Below are 23,057 nucleotides of genomic sequence, written 5' to 3' on the forward strand. Positions count from 1 at the left end.
ATAAATTGTATTTTTAAAAAGAGCTAACTATTTAAAATGTATTTCAATGAAAAATCAATTTATAGCAGTTTTTACAGGTCTTTTAATTATTGTTGGATGTTCCAAATCTAAAAATGAAAAGCATGCATCTTCAACTATTACAGATAGCAATGGCTTTACCTATGAAACAGTTAAAGATGACCCCACTGGTTTACGATTGTACACTTTAGATAACGGATTAAAAGTTTATTTAGGAAAAAATACGGAAGAGCCTAAAATACAAACCTTAATTGCAGTAAGAGCAGGTTCTAAATATGACCCGGCAGACAATACTGGTTTAGCACATTACCTAGAGCATATGGTTTTTAAAGGAACCGATAAAATAGGAACTCAAGATTATGAAAAAGAAAAAGTTTTTTTAAAACAAATTTCAGACCTATATGAAGTTCATAAAGCAGAAAAGGATACGGTAAAGAAAAAAGAAATTTATAAAAAGATAGATTCCGTTTCCTTACTTGCTTCTAATATCTCTATTGCGAATGAGTATGATAAAATGGTAAGCTCCCTCGGAGCAGAAGGTACAAATGCTTTTACATCTAATGAGCAAACTGTATATGTTAGTAAGATTCCTTCAAATGAAGTGGATAAATGGTTGCAAGTAGAAAGTGAGCGTTTTAAAACATTGGTCTTACGTTTATTTCATACAGAGTTAGAGGCTGTTTATGAAGAGTTTAATAGAGGGCAGGATAGTGATGGAAGAAAACAATATTTTGCTGTTTTAGAAGGTCTGTATCCTAATCATCCATACGGAACGCAATCCACAATAGGGAAGTCAGAGCATTTAAAGAATCCGTCAATGAAGGCTATTCATAATTATTTTGAAACATATTACGTCCCAAATAATATGGCAGTTATTATGGTTGGCGATTTAGATTTTGAGGTAACTATTAAAAAAGTAAATAATTCTTTTGGTGATTATAAATCAAAAGAAGTTTCACACCCTACTTTTCCTGAAGAAATACCTTTAGCAGCTCCTGTTAAAAAAGAAGTGTATGGGCCAACGGCAGAATCTGTTTATGTTGCTTTTAGAACCAAAGGAAAAGGAGATAAAGAAGAAGTAATGGTTACCTTAATAGATTATATGTTGGCAAACTCTAACGCTGGGTTAATAGATTTAAATTTAAATCAAAAACAAATGGTGCAAAGAGCTTCTTCTTATACCAATTTTGATAATGATTATGGTTTTCATTTACTGTATGGAACTCCAAAACAAGGGCAAACTTTAGATGAAGTAAGAGATTTGTTATTAGGACAGGTAGAGAAAATTAAAAAAGGTGAATTTGAGGACTGGCTTTTAGATGCAGTAGTAAATGATTTACGACTTTCTAAAATTAAATCTTTTGAAAAATCTTCCTCTACGGCTTATGAATATTTAGATGCTTTTATTGGTTTTCAAGATTGGAACAAGCGTTTAAGTATGTTAGATGAGATGAAAAAAATAACAAAAGAAGAAGTGGTTTCTTTTGCAAATGAATTATATGCAAATAATTATGTAGAAGTGCATAAAATAAAAGGAGAAGATAAGCATATAGTAAAAGTAGATAATCCGGGAATTACCCCAATAAACTTAAATAGAGGTAAAGAGTCTACTTTTTTAAAAGAATTTAATGCAGTAAACTCTCCAGCTTTAACGCCACAGTTTGTAGATTATAAGTCTGCAATTAATGAAACAAAAACTAAGAGTGGCTTAAACGTTTCTTATATAGAAAACCCTAATAATGATATTTTTAATCTGAATATAATTTTTGATATGGGGAAAGACAATGACCCTATGGTTTCTTTAGCTGCCGGATATTTAGATTATTTAGGAACAAATAAATATTCTCCAGAAGAACTTAAGCAAGAATTTTATAAGATTGGAATTTCTTATTATGTAAATACGGCTAACGATAAAACATATGTTGGTATTTCGGGTTTAAAAGAAAATTTAAATTCAGGTTTAGAATTATTAGAACATCTTTGGGGAAATGCAGTTCCTGACCAAGAAACCTATAATAAGTATGTAGACAAGATATTAAAAGGAAGGCAAGATTCTAAAACACAAAAAGGAAATATTTTTTGGAATGGGTTAATGAGTTATAGTAAGTACGGAGAAGATTCTCGTTTACGTGATATTTATACTATGTCTGAATTAAGAGCTATTACGCCTATAGAACTAGTAGAAAAAATAAAACAACTCAAACAGTATAAACAACGAGTTTTTTATTATGGAAAAGACGTAGATAATGCAATTGCATCTTTAGATAGTAATCATGTCATAAATATTGATAAGCTAAAAGATTATCCAGAAAGAAAAAGATACGAAGAAAAAGAAACAGGGGGTAACGTTTACTTTGTAGATTATGATATGGTACAAAGTGAAATTCTTTTATTAGCCAAAGGCGCTGAGTTTGATGCTAAAAAAATGGCGGCATCTAGATTGTTTAATACGTATTTTGGAAGTGGTTTATCTTCTATTGTTTTTCAAGAAATAAGAGAATCTAAATCTTTAGCATATTCTGCATTTTCTAGTTATAGTAATGCCAGAGAAAAAGGAGATTCTGACTATGTAATGGCGTATGTAGGAACACAAGCAAATAAATTGCCAGAAGCTGTAGATGCTATGATGGCATTAATGACCAATATGCCAGAGGCCGAAGAACAATTTAAGCAAGCAAAAGAAGCTACATTAAAAAAGATAGCTGCAGAAAGAATAACAAAATCTAATATTTTTTGGACCTATGAATCTTTAAAGAAAAGAGGGTTTGAAAATGACAATAGAGAAGCACTTTATAATACTATAAAAAATATGACCTTAAATGATTTAAAAACTTTTTTTAATACAAACATTAAAGGTGAAAATTACAATGTTATGGTAATTGGTAATAAAAAAGATATCGATTTTAAGGCATTAAAAAAGTTAGGAGACATTAAAGAAATGGATATTGATGAAATCTTTAACTTTGAAAAATCGGCTCCAGTAAAAGGGTAATAAAATTTAAAAGAAAAGCTCTTTTATAATTTATGAAGAGTATTTTTAATTGGTATATTTGTTTTGCTAACCAAAAAATAACAAATTAAGCTAGTATGAAATTATTAGAAGGAAAAAATGTGATAATCACAGGTGCAAGTAGAGGAATAGGAACGGGGATAGCACAGGTGTTTGCAGAAAATGGTGCGAACGTGGCATTTACATATAGTTCTAGCGAAGCTCCTGCTTTGGCATTAGAAAAAGAATTATCAGAAAAAGGAATAAAAGCAAAAGCATATAAAAGTAATGCAGGAAGTTTTAGTGATTCTGAGGAGTTAGTAGCTAAAGTTTTGGAAGATTTTGGAGGTATAGATGTATTAATTAATAATGCAGGTATTACAAAAGATAATTTACTAATGAGAATGGCTGAGGATGATTTTGATAAAGTTATTGAAATAAACCTTAAATCTGTTTTTAATATGACAAAGGCAGTACAGCGTACTATGCTTAAACAACGTAAAGGTTCTATTGTGAATATGAGTAGTGTTGTAGGAGTAAAAGGAAATGCCGGTCAAGCAAATTATGCCGCTTCTAAAGCAGGAATGATTGGCTTTACAAAGTCTATAGCCTTAGAATTGGGTTCTAGAAATATACGATGTAATGCCATAGCACCTGGTTTTATAGAAACTGAAATGACTGCTAAATTAGATGAAAAAGTAGTGCAAGGTTGGCGAGATGGTATTCCTTTAAAAAGAGGAGGTTCTACAGAGGATATAGCCAATGCTTGTTTGTTTTTTGCATCGGATTTATCTGCATATGTTACCGGCCAAGTACTTAATGTAGATGGCGGAATGCTTACATAAATTAAAATATTTATTATGATATACGTAACTACAGAAACCGTTGGTGGTAAAGAAATAGAATCTGCATTAGGAACAGTTAGAGGAAGTACTGTTAGAGCAAGAAATATAGGAAGAGATATTTTTGCAGGATTAAAAAATATTGTTGGTGGTGAAATATCAGAATACACAAAATTATTAGCAGATGCTAGAGAACAAGCAATTAAACGTATGTTAGATGATGCACAACGTTTAGGTGCAGATGCTGTTGTTAATGTTCGTTTTACTACATCTCAAGTTATGCAAGGTGCAGCAGAAATGCTTGCTTATGGTACTGCTGTAAAACTTAAGTAATTACATCTTATGGAATTATTTCCTGTTTTTTTAATGATTTTAATTTATGGTAGTTTTTTTGCCATAATAATTTATTTAATATTTAAAAGGATAGAAGATAAGAAGAAAGAAAATTTTGAGAAGAGAGATAATTAATACATGCAAACTAAAACAGTACTATTTATTATTTTAGCTGCAGTGGTAGCATTGTTTCTAGTGCTATTTCAATATTATTACAAAAGAAAAATAAAAGGAAAGACAACTATTGTGCTTTCCTTTTTACGTTTTATTTCCATTTTTGGTATTTTGTTACTTCTTATAAACCCAAAGTTTGTTAAGAACAATTATGAGATAGTAAAAACAAATCTGATATTTTTAGTTGACAACTCCTCTTCAATAAAAAAAGAAGAAACTCTTGTTAAAAGTCTTTTAGAAAAGTTAACTACAAATAAGGCTTTAAAAGATAAGTTTACTATTCATAAATATGCTTTTGGAAAAGAATTTAGCACATTAGACTCATTATCATTTTTAGAGCAAAACACTAATATTTCAAAAGCTTTATTAACTACAGAAAATATTTATGCTAGAACAAATTCTGCTGTAGTACTACTCACAGATGGTAACCAAACTATAGGACAAGATTACGAACATTTAAAATTAAAAAAGGATATTACAATTTTTCCAATTTGTATAGGAGACACAACTAAATATAATGATATTAGAATAGAACAAATTAATAGTAATCCGTACTCTTTTTTAAATAATCAATTTCCTATTGAAGTACTTGTAAACTATGACGGTACATCACAAGTAAATAAAACTATTACAATTAGTGTAGATGGGAAAAAAGAATATCAAGAAAAAATTTCTTTTTCTAAAAATAATTCTTCTAAAACTATTGCTACGAATTTAAAGGCTTTAAGCGTAGGGGTAAAATCTATTGAGGTACATATAGAAGCCCTAGAGAAGGAAAAAAATGTAGTTAATAACCGTAAAATTTCATTTATAGAAGTAATAGATGAAACTACAAAAATAGGAATAGTATCTTCTATATTACATCCAGATATTGGTACTTTAAAAAAGTCTATTGAAACAAATAAGCAAAGAGAAGTTTTTATTTTAAAACCAACAACAAGCCTTTCAGAACTAGGAAAGATAGATTTGTTTATACTTTATCAACCAAATAGTTCTTTTTCTTCAATTTATAATTACATCAAACAAAAACAAGTAAATAGTCTTACTGTAACGGGAGTAAAAACCGATTGGAGTTTTTTAAATGCTATTCAAAAGAATATAAAAGTTCAAGATAATTATCCAATACAAGAGGTGATTCCTAAAATGAATCAGACTTTTTCAAAATTTGATATATCCGATTTTAAATCCATAGATTATCCACCTTTAGAGACGAATGCAGGACCTATTATTTTTAATGATAACTCGGAGTCATTATTAAAAATGGTGGTAAAGGGTGTAGACATAGACAATCCTCTATGTGTAGTTTTAGATAATAATGTAACAAAAGAAGTTTTCTGGTTTGGTGAGAATATTTGGAAATGGAGAGTACAGGAATATAGAAATTCTAAAGAGTTCAAAAATTTTGATGATTTTATAGGGAAAATAATAATCTATTTAACTAGTTCAAAAAATAAGGATCGACTAAATGTAGATTACAAACCAGTATATCAAGGAAATAATAATTCTAAAATTACAGCAACCTATTTTGATGAGTCTTTCACTTTTGACTCTAATGCAACAATCCTTGTTACGATTCAAAATAAAAATAAAGAGAAAAAAATAGAAATTCCAATGCTTTTAAAACAAGACTTTTTTGAAGTAGATGTTTCTAATTTGCAACCTAGTGATTATACCTTTACTGTATCAGTCAAAGATAAAAACTATTCAAAAAAAGGAAGTTTTTCTATTAAAAACTTTAATGTAGAACAACAGTTTTTGTCTTCTAATTATATAAAACTACAGTCTTTAGCATATGATAGCAATGGAAAACTCTTATTTCCAAATCAAGTTTCGGAATTAGAAAATACTTTGTTGTCTAATAAAGCATTTGTACCAGTACAAAAGAGGACTGAAAATATTGTACCTTTGGTTTACTTTAGAATTCTTTTAGGCTTAATAATAGGAGCTCTTACTTTAGAGTGGTTTATAAGAAAGTATAAAGGTTTAATGTAAATAAATAACTATGGATAAATTACCTAAAATAGCAGTGCCAGTAGTATTTGTATTGGTTTTATTGGCAATATTAATTTCAAAATCAGCAGTAACTATTGGTTCAGGAGAGGCAGGAGTATTGTATAAAACTTTTGGTGGCGGTGTTGTTACTGATGAACCGGCAATGGGAGAGGGTTTTCATATTGTTGCACCTTGGAATAAAGTATATGTTTATGAGGTAAGACAGCAAGAAGTTTTTGAAAAAATGCAAGTTTTATCTTCTAATGGTCTAGAAATTAAGTTAGATGCTTCTGCATGGTTTCAACCAAAAATGGAGTTTTTAGGAAAATTGCACCAAGAAAAAGGGGCAGATTATGTACAGCGTGTTTTATTACCAACCATACGTTCTGCAGCTCGTAGTGTAGTTGGAAGGTATACACCAGAACAATTATACTCTAGTAAGAGAGATGCTATACAACAAGAAATTTATGAGGAAACTAAGAAAATTGTAGATGGACAATACATACAATTAAATGAAATTTTAGTGCGCGATGTAACATTGCCACCAACAATAAAAGAGGCTATTGAGCGTAAGTTAAAACAAGAGCAAGAATCTTTAGAATATGAGTTTAGACTAGTAACTGCTAAAAAAGAAGCTGAAAAAGTTACTATTGAAGCGCAAGGTAAAGCAGATGCAAACCGTATTTTAAGTGCATCTTTAACAGATAAAATATTACAAGATAAAGGTATAGATGCCACTATTAAATTATCAGAATCTCCAAATGCAAAAGTAATTGTAGTTGGTAGTGGTGATTCTGGTTTGCCACTAATATTAGGGAATAACTAAAGAACTGTTATTTTTTTTATTAAAACATTAATAGTTGTTAAAAAAACAGTTTTTGCTTTTATGCAATTAAAATATATTTTACATTTACAAAGTAATGAGAAACAAAACTACACATCATCATTTTCATACTGGCTATCAAGCGAGGTGATAATGTATTGTGTAAAATAAATATATATAACCCGTTTGAGAAATCAAGCGGGTTTTATTTTTAAACCAATTTGATTTCCAAACAAAATAATAAAAGGAATGACAAAAATTAGAATTGCAATTCAGAAATCTGGAAGATTAAATGAAGACTCTATAGAAATACTTAAAAACTGTGGTATATCTATAGACAATGGTAAAGATCAATTAAAAGCATCTGCCCGTAATTTTCCTATGGAAGTTTTTTATTTAAGAAATGGTGATATTCCGCAATATTTAAAAGATGGTGTTGTAGATATAGCTATTATTGGAGAGAATGTTTTAATAGAAAAAGGAGAAGGTATTGGTTTTGATGTAAGACTAGGGTTTTCTAAATGCAAAGTGTCTTTAGCTGTCCCAAAAGAAGTAGAATATTCTTCTGTAAAAGATTTTAATGGTAAACGTATTGCTACATCTTACCCTAATACAGTAAAACAATATTTAAAAGAAAAAGGAGTAGCTGCAGATATACACATTATTAATGGTTCTGTAGAAATTGCACCTAATATTGGTCTAGCGGATGGTATTTGTGATATTGTTTCTAGTGGTAGTACTTTATTTAAAAATGGTTTAAAAGAAGTAGAAATAATGCTAAAAAGTGAAGCAGTTTTAGCTGTTTCTCCAAAAATATCTGAAGAGCGTAAAGAGATACTTAAAAAATTACAATTTAGAATTAATGCAGTATTAACGGCTAGACAATCTAAATATGTTCTTTTAAATGCTCCAAACGATAAATTGGATAAAATAATTTCTTTATTACCAGGTATGCGAAGTCCTACTGTGTTACCATTAGCAGAAGAAGGTTGGAGCTCCGTACATACTGTTATTAATAAGCACAAGTTTTGGGAAGTTATAGATGAGTTAAAGCAAGCAGGGGCAGAAGGTTTACTTGTTTGCCCAATAGAGAAAATGGTATTATAAAATTTTGGCTATGGAAAATGAGTTAAAAATTTTCTTAATACCACAAGAAGAATTATACACAATTTTACCTTTAGTTGCTACTCTTAATGAAGGAAAGATAGAAAGAAAAATTCTTGAAGAGCGCTTAACTGAGATGAAGAAAATTGGTTTTCAGTGCATTGGTGTGTATGATGTAGAAAAGTTAATTGGTATATGTGGTTTTTGGATTTTAAATAAGTTTTATATAGGAAAACATATAGAACCAGATAATGTTTTTATTTCCAAAGAATATAGAAGTAGAGGTGTAGGCAAATTAATGTTAGATTGGATTTATGAGTATGCAAAAGAAAATAATTGTAATAGCTCTGAGATTAATTGCTATGTAAAAAATACTAGAGGAGTACAATTTTGGGAAGAACAAGGATATGTTCCAGAAGGCTACCACATGAGAAACGTTTTTGATAGAAATAATGAATAAAATTTATAATCCAAATAAGGAAGACTGGAAAGCTATTCTTATGCGACCAACGCAAACGGTTGCAGATATAGAAGACACAGTAAATAGTATTTTTAAAGAAGTACAAGAAGGTGGTGATAGTATTTTAACTAAATACACTAAAAAATTTGATGGTGTAGCACTTTCCTCTAACATAGTTTCTAAAGATGAAATTAATGCTGCAGGTTCTCTTATTTCTGAAGATTTAAAAAAAGCTATTCAACTAGCAAAGACTAATATTGAAGTTTTTCATGCCGCTCAAAAAACTGCTAAAGTCTCCGTAGAAACTGCTAACGGCGTACAATGTTGGCAAGAAAAACGTCCTATTCAAAAAGTTGGTTTATATATTCCTGGAGGGACAGCACCATTATTTTCAACAATTTTAATGCTTGCAGTACCTGCTAATATTGCTGGTTGCGAGGAGATTGTGTTATGTACACCTCCAGACAAAGAAGGCAATATAAACCCGGCTATACTTTATACAGCAAACCTTTGCGGAGTAACTAAAATATTTAAGGTTGGTGGTATACAAGCAATTGCGGGAATGACATTTGGGACAGAAACTATTCCAGAAGTTTATAAAATATTTGGACCTGGAAATCAATTTGTAACGGTAGCAAAGCAAATAGCAACTAAATATGGTGTTGCAATAGATATGCCTGCAGGCCCTAGTGAACTTTTAGTAATGGCAGACGATACTGCTAATGCTTCCTTTGTTGCTTCCGATTTGTTGAGTCAGGCAGAACATGGGGTAGATAGTCAAGTAATCTTAGTTTCTACATCAAAAAGTATGATAGATGCTGTAGAAAAAGAAGTTGCAGAACAGCTTAATGTTTTACCTAGAAAAGAAATTGCAAAACAAGCTATTGCAAACAGTAAACTTATCTATGTAAAGAATGAGCAAATTGCAATAGATCTAATAAATGAGTACGGACCAGAACACTATATTTTGTGTGTTGCTAATGAAGCTCTTTTTATTTCTCAAATAAAAAATGCAGGTTCTGTATTTATAGGAAATTATACGCCAGAAAGTGCTGGAGATTATGCATCTGGGACCAACCATACTTTACCAACAAACGGTTATGCAAAACAATATAGTGGAGTAAATTTAGATAGTTTTATGAAGAGTATGACTTTCCAAAAAATTACACCAAAAGGCATACAAGAAATAGGTAGAGCTATAGAACTTATGGCAGAAGCAGAAGGCCTACAAGCACATAAAAATGCAGTTACGTTACGTTTAAAAAGTTTAGAATAATGTTTAGTTTAGATACTATAATTAGAGAAAATATTAAGGGGTTACAGCCATATTCATCTGCTAGAGATGAATATGTGTCTGATGGCTCTACAATGGTCTTTTTAGACGCTAATGAAAACCCTTACAATAATGGTGTAAATAGATATCCAGATCCACAACAAAGAAGCTTAAAAACAGTATTAGCAGAACAAAGAGGTATTGCATCAGAAAATATACTTCTAGGAAACGGTAGCGACGAAGTTTTAGACTTACTATTTAGAGCTTTTTGTGAACCAAATGTAGATGCTATTATTAGTTTGCCTCCTACATATGGTATGTATAAGGTTTTATGTAATATTAATGCTATAGAGAATAAAGAAGTTCTATTAACAAAAGAATTTCAGCCAGATGTTGAAGCAATATTAAATACAATAACCGAGACTACAAAAATTCTTTTTATTTGTTCGCCAAACAATCCAACTGGGAATACTATTTCAAAAAGTAAGATTTCAGAATTATTAACTAATTTTAAAGGTTTAGTAGTTATAGACGAAGCTTATATAGATTTTTCTGAAGATGAAAGTTGGGTTAGAGAATTAGCAAATTATCCAAATTTAATAATAACACAAACATTATCTAAAGCCTATGGTATGGCTGGTATACGTTTAGGTATTTGTATAGCATCTAAAGAAATAATAGCGGTTTTAAATAAGATTAAACCACCATATAATGTAAATGAATTAACGCAGAAAAAAGCATTAGAACGTGTTATTGATAAAAAATCGGTAGCTACAGAAGTGCAAAATATTCTTAAAGAAAGAGATGCTTTAATACGTGCGCTGCAAGATATATTTTATGTAAAAGAAATATATGCTACAAACGCAAATTTTGTGCTTGTAAAGGTGGATGATGCTACAAAAATATACAATCAATTATTAGAAAAAGGTATTGTTGTTCGTAATAGAACTACACAGGCTTTGTGTGAGAATACTTTGCGCTTTACCATAGGAACAACCCAAGAAAATAATGCTTTAATAAAAGCTTTAAAAGAATTAGTATAAAATGAAAAAAGTACTTTTTATAGATCGTGATGGCACATTGGTTTTAGAGCCTCCTGTAGATTATCAATTAGATAGTTTAGAGAAATTAGAATATTATCCTAAAGTATTTCAATACATGGCTAAAATAGCTTCTGAATTGGATTATGAACTAGTTATGGTTACTAATCAAGATGGTTTAGGAACCGATTCTTTTCCTGAAGATACATTTTGGCCAGCACAGAATAAAATTATTTCTGCTTTTGAAAAAGAAGGCGTTGTTTTTGAACAAGTGTTTATAGATAAAACTTTTCCTCATGAAAATGCTGAAACACGTAAGCCAAGAACAGGTTTACTTACCAAGTATTTTAATAAAGAAGAATACGATTTAGAAAATTCTTTTGTGTTAGGAGACCGTATTACTGATATGGAATTGGCAAAGAATTTAGGGGCAAAAGGAATATTTTTATCAGAAGACCCAGAATTAGGCGCAGATGAGATAGAGGCTAATACGCAAACTATTTTAGATGCTATTGTGTTAACATCTACAGACTGGGAAAAAATATATAAGTTCTTAAAGTTAGAAGACAGAGTTGCAGAAATTACACGCGACACCAATGAAACTAAGATTTATATTAAGTTAAACCTAGATGGTTCAGGAAAAAATAACATCTCTACTGGATTAGATTTCTTTGATCATATGTTAGACCAAATTGGCCGTCATGGCGCTATGGATTTAACAGTAAAAGTAGATGGTGATTTACATGTCGATGAGCATCATACTATAGAAGATACAATGATTGCTTTAGGGGAATTATTCGCAAAAGCTTTAGGAAACAAATTAGGAATAGAACGTTACGGGTTCTGTTTGCCAATGGATGATTGCCTTGCGCAAGTTGCGGTAGATTTTGGAGGAAGACCTTGGTTAGTTTGGGATGCCGATTTTAAACGTGAAAAAATTGGAGATATGCCAACCGAAATGTTTTTGCATTTATTTAAATCATTTTCTGATGGAGCAAAATGTAATTTAAACATTAAGGCAGAAGGGGATAACGAGCACCATAAAATAGAAGGTATTTTTAAAGCTTTTGCTAAAGCAATGAAAATGGCTGTAAAAAGAGATGTAAATAAAATGTTTTTGCCAAGTACAAAAGGTATGCTTTAGCATACCAGTACTTAGTTCAAAGTAAAGAGTAATAAGTTTTTTATGATAGACTTAGTACTAGTTACTTAATATTAAATAAACAATGAAAATAGTAATTATAAATTACGGAGCGGGGAATATTCAGAGTATCAAATTTGCGATAAAGCGTTTAGGGTATGAAGCTGTTTTAACAGATAATGTAGAAGAAATAAAAGCTGCCGATAAAGTTATTTTTCCAGGAGTAGGAGAGGCAAGTAGTGCTATGGCTAAACTTAGAGATAGTGGGTTAGATACGCTTGTACCAAATTTAAAGCAACCAGTTTTAGGTATTTGCTTAGGAATGCAACTAATGTGTAATACTTCTGAAGAAGGAAGTACAAAAGGGTTAGGGATTTTTGATGTTGATGTTATAAAATTTAATAATGAAGTAAAAGTTCCACAAATTGGGTGGAACGAAATTTCTGATTTAAAATCCCCTTTATTTTCTAATATAAAAGATAATGCGCACATATACCTAGTGCATAGTTTTTATGCTCCCATATGTGATGAAACAATTGCAACTTCTGGCTATGGAATTAATTATAGTGCTGCTTTGCAAAAAAATAATTTTTATGGTACACAATTTCACCCAGAAAAAAGTAGCAAAGTAGGAGAACAAATATTAGAGAATTTTTTAAGCATTTAATTGTATTAAGTACTAAGTAAATAGTATATAGTAGCTTTGTGTTATAGTTGATGTATGAATAAATATGAGGATTTAAAAATTTGGCAAAAGGCAATGGATCTCGTAGAGTTAATGAAAGATATGCCAGCAGATGAAATATATGGATTAACTTCACAGATTAAACGATGTTCTATTAGTATTCCTTCCAATATTGCAGAAGGAGCTGGAAGAAATTCAAACAAACAGTTTGCTCATTTTTTAAGTATCGTTAATGGTTCAACAACCGAATTAGAAACTCAAATATTACTAGTGCAAAGATTAAAATTATGCTCGGAAAATAAAATAAAGCCAATATTAGATATATGTATTGAAGTTAAAAAAATGAATTTTTCATTACAAAGAAGTTTGAATAAAGAATAGAGAAAAATATTTAATGATTAGTACTGCTTACTTAGTACTATTTACTAGAAAAAAATGAGAATAATACCAGCAATAGATATAATAGAAGGACAATGTGTAAGGCTATCTAAAGGAGATTATGATACCAAGAAAATTTACAATGAGAATCCATTAGAAGTAGCTAAAGAGTTTGAAGATCATGGAATAACTCATTTACATTTGGTAGACCTAGATGGTGCAAAATCTAAACATATTGTAAATCATAAAATACTTGAGCAAATTGCTAGTAAAACCAGTTTAAAAATTGATTTTGGCGGTGGTTTAAAGACAGATGATGATTTACGTATTGCTTTTGAAAGTGGTGCTAATCAAATAACAGGGGGCAGTATTGCAGTAAAAGATAGAGAAACTTTTACCAAATGGATTTCTAATTTTGGAGCAGAAAAGATTATCCTTGGTGCAGATGCTATGGATGAAAAAGTTGCTGTATCTGGTTGGTTAGAAGAATCTAAAGAGGAGTTAGTTCCTTTTATTCAAGGCTACCAAAAAGAAGGAGTAAGCTATGTTATTTGTACCGATATTAGTAAAGATGGCATGTTACAAGGTCCTTCTTTTGCTTTATATCAAAAAATAATAGAGCAATCAGAATCTGGTTTAAAGCTTATAGCAAGCGGTGGTATTTCTACCTTTGATGAATTACCAAAACTTGCTGAAATAGGTTGTGAAGGAACCATAATTGGTAAAGCTATTTATGAAAATAGAATTAGTCTAAAACAATTAGAAGGTTTTATATTAAATAATAGTGCTGAGTAATTAGTATCTATCCTAAAAAATGAACAAGTCATTGCAAAACAATTTAAAAGAATAATAATCTATATGTAGTATTACGTATTTAGCTCGCAAACTACTAATTACTTTAAATAAATGCTTACTAAAAGAATTATCCCTTGTCTAGATATAAAAAATGGTAGAACTGTTAAAGGTGTAAATTTTGTTGATTTAAGAGATGCAGGTGATCCTGTAGAACTTGCAGAAATTTATGCAGCTTCTGGAGCAGATGAATTGGTGTTTTTAGATATTTCTGCAACTGAAGAGCGTAGAAAAACATTAGCAGAATTAGTCTACCATGTTGCAGAGAAAGTAAATATCCCATTTACAGTTGGTGGTGGAATATCCTCAGTTGAAGATGTAGATATACTTTTGCAAAACGGTGCAGACAAAGTTTCTATAAATTCTTCTGCGGTTAAAAATCCACAATTAATTAATGATTTAGTTGCTAAGTTTGGCTCTCAATGTATAGTGGTAGCTATAGATGCAAAAAAGATTGACGGCGAGTGGTTTGTACATTTAGTTGGAGGTAAGGTTCCTACGGAGTTAAATTTGTTTGATTGGGCAAAAGAAGTAGAAGAAAGAGGGGCTGGAGAAATACTTTTTACTTCTATGAATAATGATGGTACTAAAGACGGATTTGCAAATGAGGCATTAAATAAATTGTCTACAGAGTTAAATATTCCTATAATTGCCTCTGGAGGCGCAGGATCCATACAACATTTTACAGATACATTTGTAAAGGGTAAGGCAGATGCAGCTTTAGCTGCAAGTGTTTTTCATTTTAAAGAAATTGAAATTATAGATTTAAAGCGTCAATTAAAAAAAGAAGGAATACCAGTAAGATTATAAGTTTTGATTAAAGCAACAGAAAAGGATAAAGATTTAGTAGTTAGTATATTAGTTTCGGCTTTTAAAGATTTGGAAGAGGATAATTCTATTAACTTTATTGTGGAAAATGGAGAGGATAGAATTGATAGAATGAAAGCACTAATGGGATATTTATTCGAAAAATCAATGCTTTTTGGCGAGGTATATTTATCTCAGAATAAAAATGCATGTCTTTTACTATCTTTTTCCGAAAAAGAAAAAATTACCTTAAAAACTATAGGTTTAGATATAAAATTACTTTTTCGTTGTATTGGTTTTAAGAATTTATTTAATGTGTTAAAAAGGCAAAAAATAATTAAAGATTTTTATCCAAAAGAAGCACATATAAAACCAGTTATTATGGGAGCTTTAAAAGAAGCTTATGGTAGTGGTTCTGCGGCAAGGATGGTGTTACGAGTAATGAGTCAATATAAAAGAAATAAAAAACCTGTAGTTTTAGATACAGTATCTGAGTATAATATAAAACTGTATCAAAAATTTGGTTTTAAAATAATAAGAGAGGAAAAAACATTAGGCTTTCCTATAAGTTTACTACGATTAAATTAATAGAAGTAATGAAAATAGATTTCGATAAAAATAAGGATGGTTTAGTACCAGCAATTATACAAGATGCTACTACTAAAAATGTGCTTATGCTAGGGTATTTAAACCAAGAAGCATATGATAAGACTATAGAAACTAACAAGGTTACTTTTTTTAGTAGAAGTAAACAGCGATTATGGACTAAAGGTGAAGAAAGTGGAAATTTCTTAAATTTAGTTTCTATTAAAAACGATTGTGACAACGATTCTTTATTAATTAAAGTAAACCCAGTAGGGCCAACATGCCATACAGGTACAGATACATGTTGGAATGAAGAAAATGATTCTAGCTTTGGGTTTATATCTAAATTGGAAAAAACAATAGAACAAAGAAGAATATCATCAGACAGTACAAAATCTTATGTTGCTTCTCTTTTTGAAAAAGGTATAAACAAGCTAGCTCAAAAAGTAGGAGAGGAAGCTGTAGAAGTTGTTATTGAGGCTAAAGATGATAATGATGATCTATTCTTAAATGAAAGCGCAGATTTACTTTTTCACTATTTAATGCTTTTGCAAGCCAAAGGTTTTACTTTAAAAGATATTGAAAAAGTTTTAAAAGGAAGAGAAAAATAGTTTTCCTATAAATATAAAAAGAGCCTTTTGATCTTCCTAAGATCAAAAGGCTCTTTTTGTTCGTATATAAAGCTTTAGTCTTTATGTATAAGCTTAGAACCACTGTTTACTTTTTCATGTGTAATTTTTGCATCTCCTTTATAGTATAGCCTACTATTTGCTTTGGCTACTACATCTATTGTATTAGAAACGGATAAGTAAGCTCTAGAATCTGCTAGAAGATTTATATTTAAATCTTCTACTTCTAAATCATAATTTCTTAATTCAGAATCTGCGGTTAATTTAGCTTTTAGTTTAGTTGCAGAACCAAATACATCTACTTTAGAATCTGCAGATAGTTTTACTTCAATATTCTCAACATCAATTTCTCCTTTAAAAGAACCATTGGCAAAAGCTTCAATAAAAACATTATTAGATATTAATGCATCTTCTAACTCAATTTTGGCATCTGTAGAAACTTTATAATTTGTAATGTTCTTTGCAGATATATAAACATTTAATGTTTCTTTACCTTTTATGACTACAAAATTTTTAAGTCTAATTTTTAAATTACTTCCTTCTTGGTCTATTCGTATAGCTTTAAAGACATTACTATTTGCTTCAATCTCCACAGATTCTTCCCCTTCTGTAAAATGTACATAAACATTAAAATCATTAGAAACTTCAATAGAATTAAACTCTGAAAAAGAATATTCTCTAGTTTCTATATCTCCAGAGGCCCTAATAAAATTATCTTCACAAGAGAATAGAGTTGTTGCAACTGCTAACGCAATTATTAATTTTAAAAAAATAACTTTTGTAATTGATTGATTTTGATTGATTTTCATGATTGTTAATTTTGATTGATTATTGATGAATATTTTTAATTTAAACTGTTGTCCATTGTAGCACAACTGGTAACCATTCTTCTGAATAGTTTTTATTAGTTGAACTTTTTTTAAAAAACACTTGGTTGTTTTTCACAAACACAGCTTGTGTTTTTATAGCCTTTCTTTTTCTATTTTTAAACATTACGGTTTCTTTTTGTAGCGATTTCTCCCCATATTAAAAACCCCAACTTTTATACCAACACCAGCAGAAAAACCATTTATACGATCTAAAGTTGCTGGTTCTAACCTTGTTTTACTTGAAATTCGATATTTAACTCCTGCTTCTAATTGTAAATATCTAGATACATTAAATAAAAGATTAACACCTGGTTCTATAACAAAGAAACCATCAGATTCTCTTAATTCGTCATCTTCTAAATCATTATTTTCGAAATCAAAATCGGAATCAAAAACACCAAGTCCACCACCACCAATTAATAAAGGAAATGACAAGTTTACAGTAGATTTACTAAAAAGTATAGGTTCTATATGTAAACCACCATAGGCACCAATAATATCTTCATTTATGCCTTCTATTTCATTAAAATAGTTTTGCTGAGAATAAAAGAATGTTGCTACAAAACCAACTTCTACTTTCCTATTCGCAACATAAGCCACTTTAAAACTTGGCAAAAAAGTATCTTTATTGTCCATTTCGCCAAGATGCATGGAAACACCTAGATAAACACCATGAACTACATTTTTACGGTCGTTAAATTCTATATAATCTCCATTGTCTTGCGCGTAGCTTACTAGGCAAAATCCTAACAAAGCTAAGAGCATTATTATATTATTATTTTTCATTTTTGGTTGCTTTTAATTGTTGTATTAAGTAGACTACTTTTTAATAAAAATTGTTGCAATAACAGGAACATTTTTTTAATTATCTTTAATTTGGATTAATCCTTTTTTTCCTATAATAGTAATACTGCCCAATAGTTCTTTCCCGTAGGTGGCATTAATTTTTCTAATTCTATCTCCTTTGTCTATAACATTTGAAGTAACATTATTAAAAGATTTTGGTAACCTTAATAGTCCTTCTTCTAATGTTGCATTAAACTTTAAAGAAGTGTTTTCTACATTAATGTTAATTTCAGATGATTCTTGATTTAATTTTATAAAAGGCTTAGTTGTAATAATTTCTTTAATTACTAAATCTGCTATTTTTAAATCAAGATTAGTTTCTTTCTTTAAAGAATTAATGTCTATGGTAGTAAACTTCATAGAGCCTTTTATTTTATTTACGACATCAATTTTTATTTCATCTTTATTGGAGTATAATTCTAGCGCATTAATGGTTTCTAAATTAAGAGTAGATCCAGAACTATTAACTCGTAAATCTTCTGAGTTTTCTACAATAAATTTTCCATTTTTTACACGAACATTACCATAGTTAATTGTTTCGGCTTTAATTTTACCATATTTCATGGTTATATCTACAAAATTTAAATTTCCATTTAACCATAAATCGCCATGTTGTATATCTGTTTTGAATTTCCCGGTCCAATCTTCTACAATAATATCTCCAAATTTGTTCGTAATATCTAATTCGGCATTTTTTGGTAAGAATACTTTATAGTTAATTTTTAAGTTACTTTTATCATAATCAAAAGGAGTGGCTTTATTCCAATACTTTGCAAAAAAGCCTGTACTTTTTTCTGCTATTGCAGTTTTAAAAATGATATAATCTTTATTTTCATTTATAGAAGTACCAATTCTATCAATAAGATTTTTTGCATTCTCACTCTTTTTATGAGTTACTTCTATTTCCATTTTAATAACGAGACTCTCTTTGTTCCATCCTTGAACAGAAATATCTCCATAGTTATTTTCTAGATAAAGCTTTCCTGAATTTGTCATAGGAAAAGTTTTTTCTATTTTTTTAGAAATTTTATTTTGTGCATGTAGGCTAAAGTTTAAAACAATAGCCATTAAGAACAGCAATAGTTTTTTATAATGTATAACCATAATCCTCGTTTATTTTTTTTGAAGAATTTATTTGTTTAAGTAAATTCTCTATTAATTCAATTCTTTTTTTATAATTACCAATAAGCGCTTCTAGTATACGCTCATTGTCTAAATTTTTCTTCATTTCAATTTTTAGTTCATCATACTCATCATCTAAATCTTGCATAAAGGATAAAAATTCTTTTTTGTCTTCGTTAGATAAAGCGGGGTGTTCTTGCACTAATTTTACTTGGTGCTCTACCAAGCTTTTATAATGAATTTCTATATCTAATACTTCTTTATTTGCATAACTAGTTTCTATACTTGCGTTATTTGGTTGTAATAAAAATGGGCCAGTTATAGTTAAGAGCCCTAAAACTAAAATGATACTAGCTGCTATTTTAAAACCTGTAGACCTCCATAACGGAATAACTTTTTTAGGTTCTGTAGCATCTAATTCTTTAGATATAGCATCCCACAACTTATTTTTATCGGCCTTTTTATCATTAAAAAAGTCTTTGTTGTCCCGTATATGTTTTTCAAAATTATCCATCATAACCCTTTAATAATTTCAATTAATTTCTTTTTTGCTCTATGGTATTGCGATTTAGAAGTGGAGGTACTTATTTCTAAAATTTCTCCAATTTCATTATGATCATAACCTTCAATTAAGTACAGACATATTATTTGCTTATAACCTTGCGGCAATTTTTCTATTCCTAGTTTTACTTTTATCAAATCTATTTTTTCTATAGGTTCCGGAGTTTCCTCTTTTAAATGGTATTCATGATCCTCTATAGGTGTTAAGGAAATACGCTTAACTTTTAAATGATTAATACTTTTATTAATTACTATCCTTTTTAACCATGCTCCAAAAGAACTTTCGTATTTAAAACTGTTAATTTTTTTAAAAGCATCTATAAAACTGTCTTGTACTACATCTTCAGCATCTTCTTTAATGCCAACCATACGCATACTTATAGAATACATAGCATCTACATATAACTCGTACAATTTGTATTGTGAGTTTCTATCGCCAAGCTTGCTTTTTTCAACAAGCTCTTTGTGTGTATTTTGGACTATAGTTTCCAATTAAGTAATTACGCTTCTTTGGTGGTTGTTTTCTTAAATTTTAGTTACGTTCTTATTACAAAGACAATTGTAAAAGTAAAAGGTTGCATCAAATTAAAATTAATTTTTATTATTTATATTTTTTTTTAAAATAGTTGCGAAACAAATAGTTAAGTTTTCTTAAAAGCTATTTTATAATTTGTTTATGTGTTATTTTTATAGGATGAGATTACAAACAAGAAAAGGATTTCGTTTTTCAAACTATGAAGCTCCAAATCAAACCCCTTTTGAAAAGTTGTTTGATATTTTTCAGGAACTTATAACGCATACCTCTGGTGATTTTGATGAGGCTATAGATTGGTTGCGAGAATTAGATAAAGAATACCAACTTACAGATGAAGACTATACCATTGATGATTTTATTGAAGACTTAAAACAAAAAGGGTACATACGCGAGGAATTTGAAGATGGAGGAGGAAAACCAAATGATGATGGGGAAGGTACAGAAGATCCTAAAGGAACAGTTTCTATTACTGCTAAAATGGAACGTATTATTAGAAAACGTGCGTTAGACCAAATTTTTGGTAAATTAAAACGTAGTGGTTCTGGGAATCATAAAACTGGAAAGTCCGGAAGTGGAGATGAGCATACTGGAAATTTAAGAGCATATAAATATGGAGATGGTTTAGATAATATCTCTATGACCGAGAGTATTAAAAATGCGCAAGTAAATAATGGCATTGGAAACTTTACTTTAAATGAAGAAGATTTAGTTGTAGAGGATACAGAGCATAAAGCGCAAATGAGTACAGTGCTTATGATAGATATAAGCCATAGTATGATTTTGTATGGAGAAGATAGAATAACACCTGCTAAAAAAGTAGCCATGGCACTTGCAGAACTTATTACGACAAGATATCCAAAAGACACTTTAGATATTCTTGTATTTGGTAATGATGCTTGGCCAATTCCTATTAAAGATTTACCTTATTTAAAAGTTGGGCCTTACCATACCAATACAGTAGCTGGTTTAAAATTAGCCATGGATATGCTTCGAAGAAAGCGGAATACCAATAAGCAAATTTTTATGATTACAGATGGTAAACCAAGTTGTTTACGTATGCCAGACGGCACGTATTATAAAAATAGTGTTGGTCTTGATGAGTATATTGTAGAGAAATGTTATAATATGGCTAGCCAAGCTAGAAAATTGCATATTCCAATTACCACTTTTATGATAGCCCAAGACCCTTATTTAATGAAGTTTATTAGACTGTTTACAGCAGCTAATAAAGGGAAAGCATTTTTTACGGGTTTAAAAGGTTTGGGGGAAATGATTTTTGAAGATTATGAAACTAATAGAAGAAAGAGGTTAAAATAGATTACTTCGGCTGCGCTTATTCCTCATAAATTTTGAGATTTAGTAAAGTAGAAATCGGTTTAAAATAATAAAAAAAAGATAGAAATAAGTAAGTTGAGGCTTGTTGTTTGCTAGTGAATAAATACATATTCTAGAAAATGAGTCATAAACAAGCATCAACCAAGAACAAAAAAATATATGAAATTGAATTATAAAGAAATATCCACATTAGCAGAATTAAAAAAAGCAGGATATAAAAGTAAAAGTATAAAGGACGAGCTTAGAGATAATCTAAGAAATAAAATAAAAAATGGAGAGACTACTTTTGAAGGAGTTTGGGGGTATGAGAATACGGTTATTCCAGAATTAGAGAGAGCTATTTTATCTAGACACAATATAAATTTACTAGGACTTCGTGGACAAGCAAAAACCCGTTTAGCAAGGTTAATGATAACTTTGTTAGATGAATGGATTCCTGTTGTAGAAGGTTCCGAAATAAATGATGATCCTTTGCAACCAATGTCTCGTTATGCTATAGAATTATTAAAAGAAAAAGGAGATAAAACGCCAATTTCATGGATGCATAGAGACGACCGTTTTTATGAAAAATTAGCAACGCCAGATGTTACTGTTGCAGATTTAATAGGAGATGTAGATCCAATAAAAGCTGCAAATCTTAAATTGTCTTATGCAGATGAGCGTGTTTTACATTTTGGAATGATTCCACGCGCTAATCGATGTATTTTTGTTATTAATGAATTGCCAGATTTACAAGCAAGAATACAGGTGTCTTTATTTAATATTTTACAAGAAGGGGATATTCAAATAAGAGGTTTTAAACTTCGTTTACCTTTGGATCTTCAGTTTATATTTACTGCAAATCCAGAAGATTATACCAATAGGGGTAGTATTGTAACTCCTTTAAAAGATAGAATTGGCTCACAAATACTGACACACTATCCTGAAAATATAGAAACAGCACGTAAGATTACGGAACAAGAATCTAACTTAGATTCTAGACAAGAAGATGTTGTTTACGTTCCTAGTATAGCTAAAGATATTCTAGAACAAATTAGTTTTGAAGCTCGCAAGAGTGAGTATGTAGATGTTAAAAGTGGCGTAAGTGCACGTACTAGTATTACTGCTTTTGAAAATTTATTAAGTACAGCCGAAAGAAGAACATTATTAAGTGGGGCAGAAGCAACAACTATAAGGTTAAGTGATTTTGTTGGTGTTATTCCTGCAATTACAGGAAAAATAGAATTAGTTTATGAGGGAGAACAAGAAGGTGCAGATGGTGTTGCTAGTTTGTTGTTAGACGAAGCTGTTAAAACTATTTTTACGACCTATTTCCCTGTAATAAATAAATTAGAACGCAAAGGAGAAGAAACCCCTTACGATGAATTAATACAATGGTTTTATGACGGAGAAGGAGTTGATTTGGATGATGATTTTACAGAGGAAGAATACGTAAGAGCATTAAATAATATACCTCCATTAACTCAATTAATTAAGGAGTACCAACCAGATTTTGAAGAGAAAGACAAAAACTTTTTAAAAGAAGTACTTCTTTGGGGGTTAGTAGCTCATAAAAAATTAAGTAAGCATCGTTTTTCTGAAGGCTACCAGTTTAATGATTTGTATGGAAACTATATAAGTGGTTTATAACTATTAAAAAGCTCCTTAACGTAAGTATTAAGGAG

Annotated in this window: 24 protein-coding genes; 18 read left to right on the forward strand and 6 right to left on the reverse strand. The window is 30.0% G+C overall.

Annotation, left to right across the window (positions count from 1 at the left end):
• Nucleotides 1-46 precede the first annotated feature (46 nt).
• The 16 genes from Q0820_RS05065 (at nt 47) to hisIE (ending at nt 16,107) form a co-directional block, all read left to right on the forward strand.
• The gene (locus tag Q0820_RS05065; RefSeq protein WP_298485721.1) at nt 47-3,010 is read left to right on the forward strand and encodes a pitrilysin family protein; all 2,964 of its coding nucleotides are present in this window, start codon (nt 47-49) and stop codon (nt 3,008-3,010) included.
• Between the two features lie 95 nt (nt 3,011-3,105).
• On the forward strand, nt 3,106-3,852 hold the full coding sequence (gene fabG, locus Q0820_RS05070) for a 3-oxoacyl-[acyl-carrier-protein] reductase (protein ID WP_298485722.1): 747 nt from the start codon (nt 3,106-3,108) through the stop codon (nt 3,850-3,852).
• Nucleotides 3,853-3,867: 15 nt separating this feature from the next.
• Nucleotides 3,868-4,182: a YbjQ family protein gene (locus tag Q0820_RS05075; protein WP_298485724.1), complete on the forward strand. Its 315-nt coding sequence runs from the start codon at nt 3,868-3,870 to the stop codon at nt 4,180-4,182.
• A 138-nt stretch (nt 4,183-4,320) separates the two neighbouring features.
• Nucleotides 4,321-6,348, forward strand: coding sequence for a vWA domain-containing protein (locus tag Q0820_RS05080; RefSeq protein ID WP_298485725.1), 2,028 nt, complete (start codon nt 4,321-4,323; stop codon nt 6,346-6,348).
• A 10-nt stretch (nt 6,349-6,358) separates the two neighbouring features.
• Nucleotides 6,359-7,174 (forward strand): prohibitin family protein, encoded by an 816-nt coding sequence (locus Q0820_RS05085; protein WP_298485727.1) that lies wholly within the window; start codon nt 6,359-6,361, stop codon nt 7,172-7,174.
• A gap of 246 nt (nt 7,175-7,420) precedes the next feature.
• Nucleotides 7,421-8,278 (forward strand): ATP phosphoribosyltransferase, encoded by an 858-nt coding sequence (hisG, locus tag Q0820_RS05090; protein ID WP_298485730.1) that lies wholly within the window; start codon nt 7,421-7,423, stop codon nt 8,276-8,278.
• A 10-nt stretch (nt 8,279-8,288) separates the two neighbouring features.
• The gene (locus tag Q0820_RS05095; protein ID WP_298485731.1) at nt 8,289-8,735 is read left to right on the forward strand and encodes a GNAT family N-acetyltransferase; all 447 of its coding nucleotides are present in this window, start codon (nt 8,289-8,291) and stop codon (nt 8,733-8,735) included.
• Nucleotides 8,728-10,011: a histidinol dehydrogenase gene (gene hisD, locus Q0820_RS05100; protein WP_298485733.1), complete on the forward strand. Its 1,284-nt coding sequence runs from the start codon at nt 8,728-8,730 to the stop codon at nt 10,009-10,011. The genes Q0820_RS05095 and hisD overlap by 8 nt, the downstream gene beginning before the upstream one ends.
• Nucleotides 10,011-11,051 (forward strand): histidinol-phosphate transaminase, encoded by a 1,041-nt coding sequence (hisC, locus tag Q0820_RS05105; RefSeq protein WP_298485735.1) that lies wholly within the window; start codon nt 10,011-10,013, stop codon nt 11,049-11,051. Before hisD ends, hisC begins: the two co-directional genes overlap by 1 nt.
• 1 nt (nt 11,052) lies before the next feature.
• Nucleotides 11,053-12,192 (forward strand): bifunctional histidinol-phosphatase/imidazoleglycerol-phosphate dehydratase HisB, encoded by a 1,140-nt coding sequence (hisB, locus tag Q0820_RS05110; protein ID WP_298485738.1) that lies wholly within the window; start codon nt 11,053-11,055, stop codon nt 12,190-12,192.
• A gap of 82 nt (nt 12,193-12,274) precedes the next feature.
• Entirely contained in the window at nt 12,275-12,856 is a 582-nt protein-coding gene (gene hisH / locus Q0820_RS05115; RefSeq protein WP_298485739.1) for an imidazole glycerol phosphate synthase subunit HisH, read from the forward strand.
• Nucleotides 12,857-12,910: 54 nt separating this feature from the next.
• Nucleotides 12,911-13,255, forward strand: coding sequence for a four helix bundle protein (locus Q0820_RS05120; RefSeq protein WP_298485741.1), 345 nt, complete (start codon nt 12,911-12,913; stop codon nt 13,253-13,255).
• A 54-nt stretch (nt 13,256-13,309) separates the two neighbouring features.
• Entirely contained in the window at nt 13,310-14,047 is a 738-nt protein-coding gene (hisA, locus tag Q0820_RS05125) for a 1-(5-phosphoribosyl)-5-[(5-phosphoribosylamino)methylideneamino]imidazole-4-carboxamide isomerase (RefSeq protein ID WP_298485743.1), read from the forward strand.
• A 111-nt stretch (nt 14,048-14,158) separates the two neighbouring features.
• A complete protein-coding gene (hisF, locus tag Q0820_RS05130; RefSeq protein ID WP_298485744.1) occupies nt 14,159-14,914 on the forward strand; it encodes an imidazole glycerol phosphate synthase subunit HisF in 756 nt (251 codons plus the stop codon).
• A 3-nt stretch (nt 14,915-14,917) separates the two neighbouring features.
• On the forward strand, nt 14,918-15,499 hold the full coding sequence (locus tag Q0820_RS05135) for a GNAT family N-acetyltransferase (protein ID WP_298485746.1): 582 nt from the start codon (nt 14,918-14,920) through the stop codon (nt 15,497-15,499).
• An 8-nt stretch (nt 15,500-15,507) separates the two neighbouring features.
• Complete coding sequence (gene hisIE / locus Q0820_RS05140) at nt 15,508-16,107, forward strand: bifunctional phosphoribosyl-AMP cyclohydrolase/phosphoribosyl-ATP diphosphatase HisIE (RefSeq protein WP_298485748.1); 600 nt, start codon at nt 15,508-15,510, stop codon at nt 16,105-16,107.
• Nucleotides 16,108-16,181: 74 nt separating this feature from the next.
• On the opposite strand, the gene Q0820_RS05145 is transcribed toward hisIE, so the two are convergent.
• The 6 genes from Q0820_RS05145 to Q0820_RS05170 all read right to left on the reverse strand — a co-directional run bounded on the left by Q0820_RS05145 (nt 16,182) and on the right by Q0820_RS05170 (nt 20,015).
• Nucleotides 16,182-16,934 carry a head GIN domain-containing protein gene (locus Q0820_RS05145; RefSeq protein ID WP_298485749.1) on the reverse strand — a complete coding sequence of 251 codons (753 nt, stop codon included), beginning with the start codon at nt 16,932-16,934 and terminating at the stop codon, nt 16,182-16,184.
• Between the two features lie 40 nt (nt 16,935-16,974).
• Complete coding sequence (locus tag Q0820_RS05150) at nt 16,975-17,118, reverse strand: hypothetical protein (protein WP_298485751.1); 144 nt, start codon at nt 17,116-17,118, stop codon at nt 16,975-16,977.
• The gene (locus Q0820_RS05155) at nt 17,118-17,780 is read right to left on the reverse strand and encodes a hypothetical protein (RefSeq protein WP_298485753.1); all 663 of its coding nucleotides are present in this window, start codon (nt 17,778-17,780) and stop codon (nt 17,118-17,120) included. The genes Q0820_RS05150 and Q0820_RS05155 overlap by 1 nt, the downstream gene beginning before the upstream one ends.
• 75 nt (nt 17,781-17,855) lie before the next feature.
• The gene (locus Q0820_RS05160; RefSeq protein ID WP_298485755.1) at nt 17,856-18,836 is read right to left on the reverse strand and encodes a hypothetical protein; all 981 of its coding nucleotides are present in this window, start codon (nt 18,834-18,836) and stop codon (nt 17,856-17,858) included.
• A 91-nt stretch (nt 18,837-18,927) separates the two neighbouring features.
• Nucleotides 18,928-19,476: a hypothetical protein gene (locus Q0820_RS05165; protein WP_298485757.1), complete on the reverse strand. Its 549-nt coding sequence runs from the start codon at nt 19,474-19,476 to the stop codon at nt 18,928-18,930.
• Entirely contained in the window at nt 19,476-20,015 is a 540-nt protein-coding gene (locus tag Q0820_RS05170) for an RNA polymerase sigma factor (RefSeq protein WP_298485759.1), read from the reverse strand. Before Q0820_RS05170 ends, Q0820_RS05165 begins: the two co-directional genes overlap by 1 nt.
• Before the next feature lie 202 nt (nt 20,016-20,217).
• On the opposite strand from Q0820_RS05170, the gene Q0820_RS05175 reads away from it, so the two are divergent.
• The gene (locus tag Q0820_RS05175) at nt 20,218-21,375 is read left to right on the forward strand and encodes a VWA domain-containing protein (RefSeq protein WP_298485761.1); all 1,158 of its coding nucleotides are present in this window, start codon (nt 20,218-20,220) and stop codon (nt 21,373-21,375) included.
• Between the two features lie 177 nt (nt 21,376-21,552).
• A complete protein-coding gene (locus Q0820_RS05180) occupies nt 21,553-23,022 on the forward strand; it encodes a magnesium chelatase (protein ID WP_298485763.1) in 1,470 nt (489 codons plus the stop codon).
• The last annotated feature ends 35 nt before the right edge of the window (nt 23,023-23,057 follow it).

This window comes from uncultured Maribacter sp. (genome assembly GCF_947495965.1).
In the GTDB taxonomy this organism is placed as follows: domain Bacteria; phylum Bacteroidota; class Bacteroidia; order Flavobacteriales; family Flavobacteriaceae; genus Maribacter_B.

Excerpts from the sequence above, each read along its gene's own strand:
- Q0820_RS05120 (WP_298485741.1), top strand. The coding sequence starts at position 12,911 with ATGAATAAATATGAGGATTTAAAAATTTGGCAAAAGGCAATGGATCTC.
- hisH (WP_298485739.1), top strand. The coding sequence starts at position 12,275 with ATGAAAATAGTAATTATAAATTACGGAGCGGGGAATATTCAGAGTATC.
- hisA (WP_298485743.1), top strand. The coding sequence starts at position 13,310 with ATGAGAATAATACCAGCAATAGATATAATAGAAGGACAATGTGTAAGG.
- Q0820_RS05175 (WP_298485761.1), top strand. The coding sequence starts at position 20,218 with ATGAGATTACAAACAAGAAAAGGATTTCGTTTTTCAAACTATGAAGCT.
- Q0820_RS05160 (WP_298485755.1), bottom strand. The coding sequence starts at position 18,836 with ATGACAAATTCAGGAAAGCTTTATCTAGAAAATAACTATGGAGATATT.
- Q0820_RS05075 (WP_298485724.1), top strand. The coding sequence starts at position 3,868 with ATGATATACGTAACTACAGAAACCGTTGGTGGTAAAGAAATAGAATCT.
- Q0820_RS05065 (WP_298485721.1), top strand. The coding sequence starts at position 47 with ATGAAAAATCAATTTATAGCAGTTTTTACAGGTCTTTTAATTATTGTT.
- Q0820_RS05180 (WP_298485763.1), top strand. The coding sequence starts at position 21,553 with ATGAAATTGAATTATAAAGAAATATCCACATTAGCAGAATTAAAAAAA.
- hisIE (WP_298485748.1), top strand. The coding sequence starts at position 15,508 with ATGAAAATAGATTTCGATAAAAATAAGGATGGTTTAGTACCAGCAATT.
- hisB (WP_298485738.1), top strand. The coding sequence starts at position 11,053 with ATGAAAAAAGTACTTTTTATAGATCGTGATGGCACATTGGTTTTAGAG.
- Q0820_RS05095 (WP_298485731.1), top strand. The coding sequence starts at position 8,289 with ATGGAAAATGAGTTAAAAATTTTCTTAATACCACAAGAAGAATTATAC.
- hisG (WP_298485730.1), top strand. The coding sequence starts at position 7,421 with ATGACAAAAATTAGAATTGCAATTCAGAAATCTGGAAGATTAAATGAA.
- Q0820_RS05080 (WP_298485725.1), top strand. The coding sequence starts at position 4,321 with ATGCAAACTAAAACAGTACTATTTATTATTTTAGCTGCAGTGGTAGCA.
- hisD (WP_298485733.1), top strand. The coding sequence starts at position 8,728 with ATGAATAAAATTTATAATCCAAATAAGGAAGACTGGAAAGCTATTCTT.
- Q0820_RS05150 (WP_298485751.1), bottom strand. The coding sequence starts at position 17,118 with ATGTTTAAAAATAGAAAAAGAAAGGCTATAAAAACACAAGCTGTGTTT.
- Q0820_RS05145 (WP_298485749.1), bottom strand. The coding sequence starts at position 16,934 with ATGAAAATCAATCAAAATCAATCAATTACAAAAGTTATTTTTTTAAAA.
- Q0820_RS05085 (WP_298485727.1), top strand. The coding sequence starts at position 6,359 with ATGGATAAATTACCTAAAATAGCAGTGCCAGTAGTATTTGTATTGGTT.
- hisC (WP_298485735.1), top strand. The coding sequence starts at position 10,011 with ATGTTTAGTTTAGATACTATAATTAGAGAAAATATTAAGGGGTTACAG.
- Q0820_RS05155 (WP_298485753.1), bottom strand. The coding sequence starts at position 17,780 with ATGAAAAATAATAATATAATAATGCTCTTAGCTTTGTTAGGATTTTGC.
- hisF (WP_298485744.1), top strand. The coding sequence starts at position 14,159 with ATGCTTACTAAAAGAATTATCCCTTGTCTAGATATAAAAAATGGTAGA.
- fabG (WP_298485722.1), top strand. The coding sequence starts at position 3,106 with ATGAAATTATTAGAAGGAAAAAATGTGATAATCACAGGTGCAAGTAGA.
- Q0820_RS05165 (WP_298485757.1), bottom strand. The coding sequence starts at position 19,476 with ATGGATAATTTTGAAAAACATATACGGGACAACAAAGACTTTTTTAAT.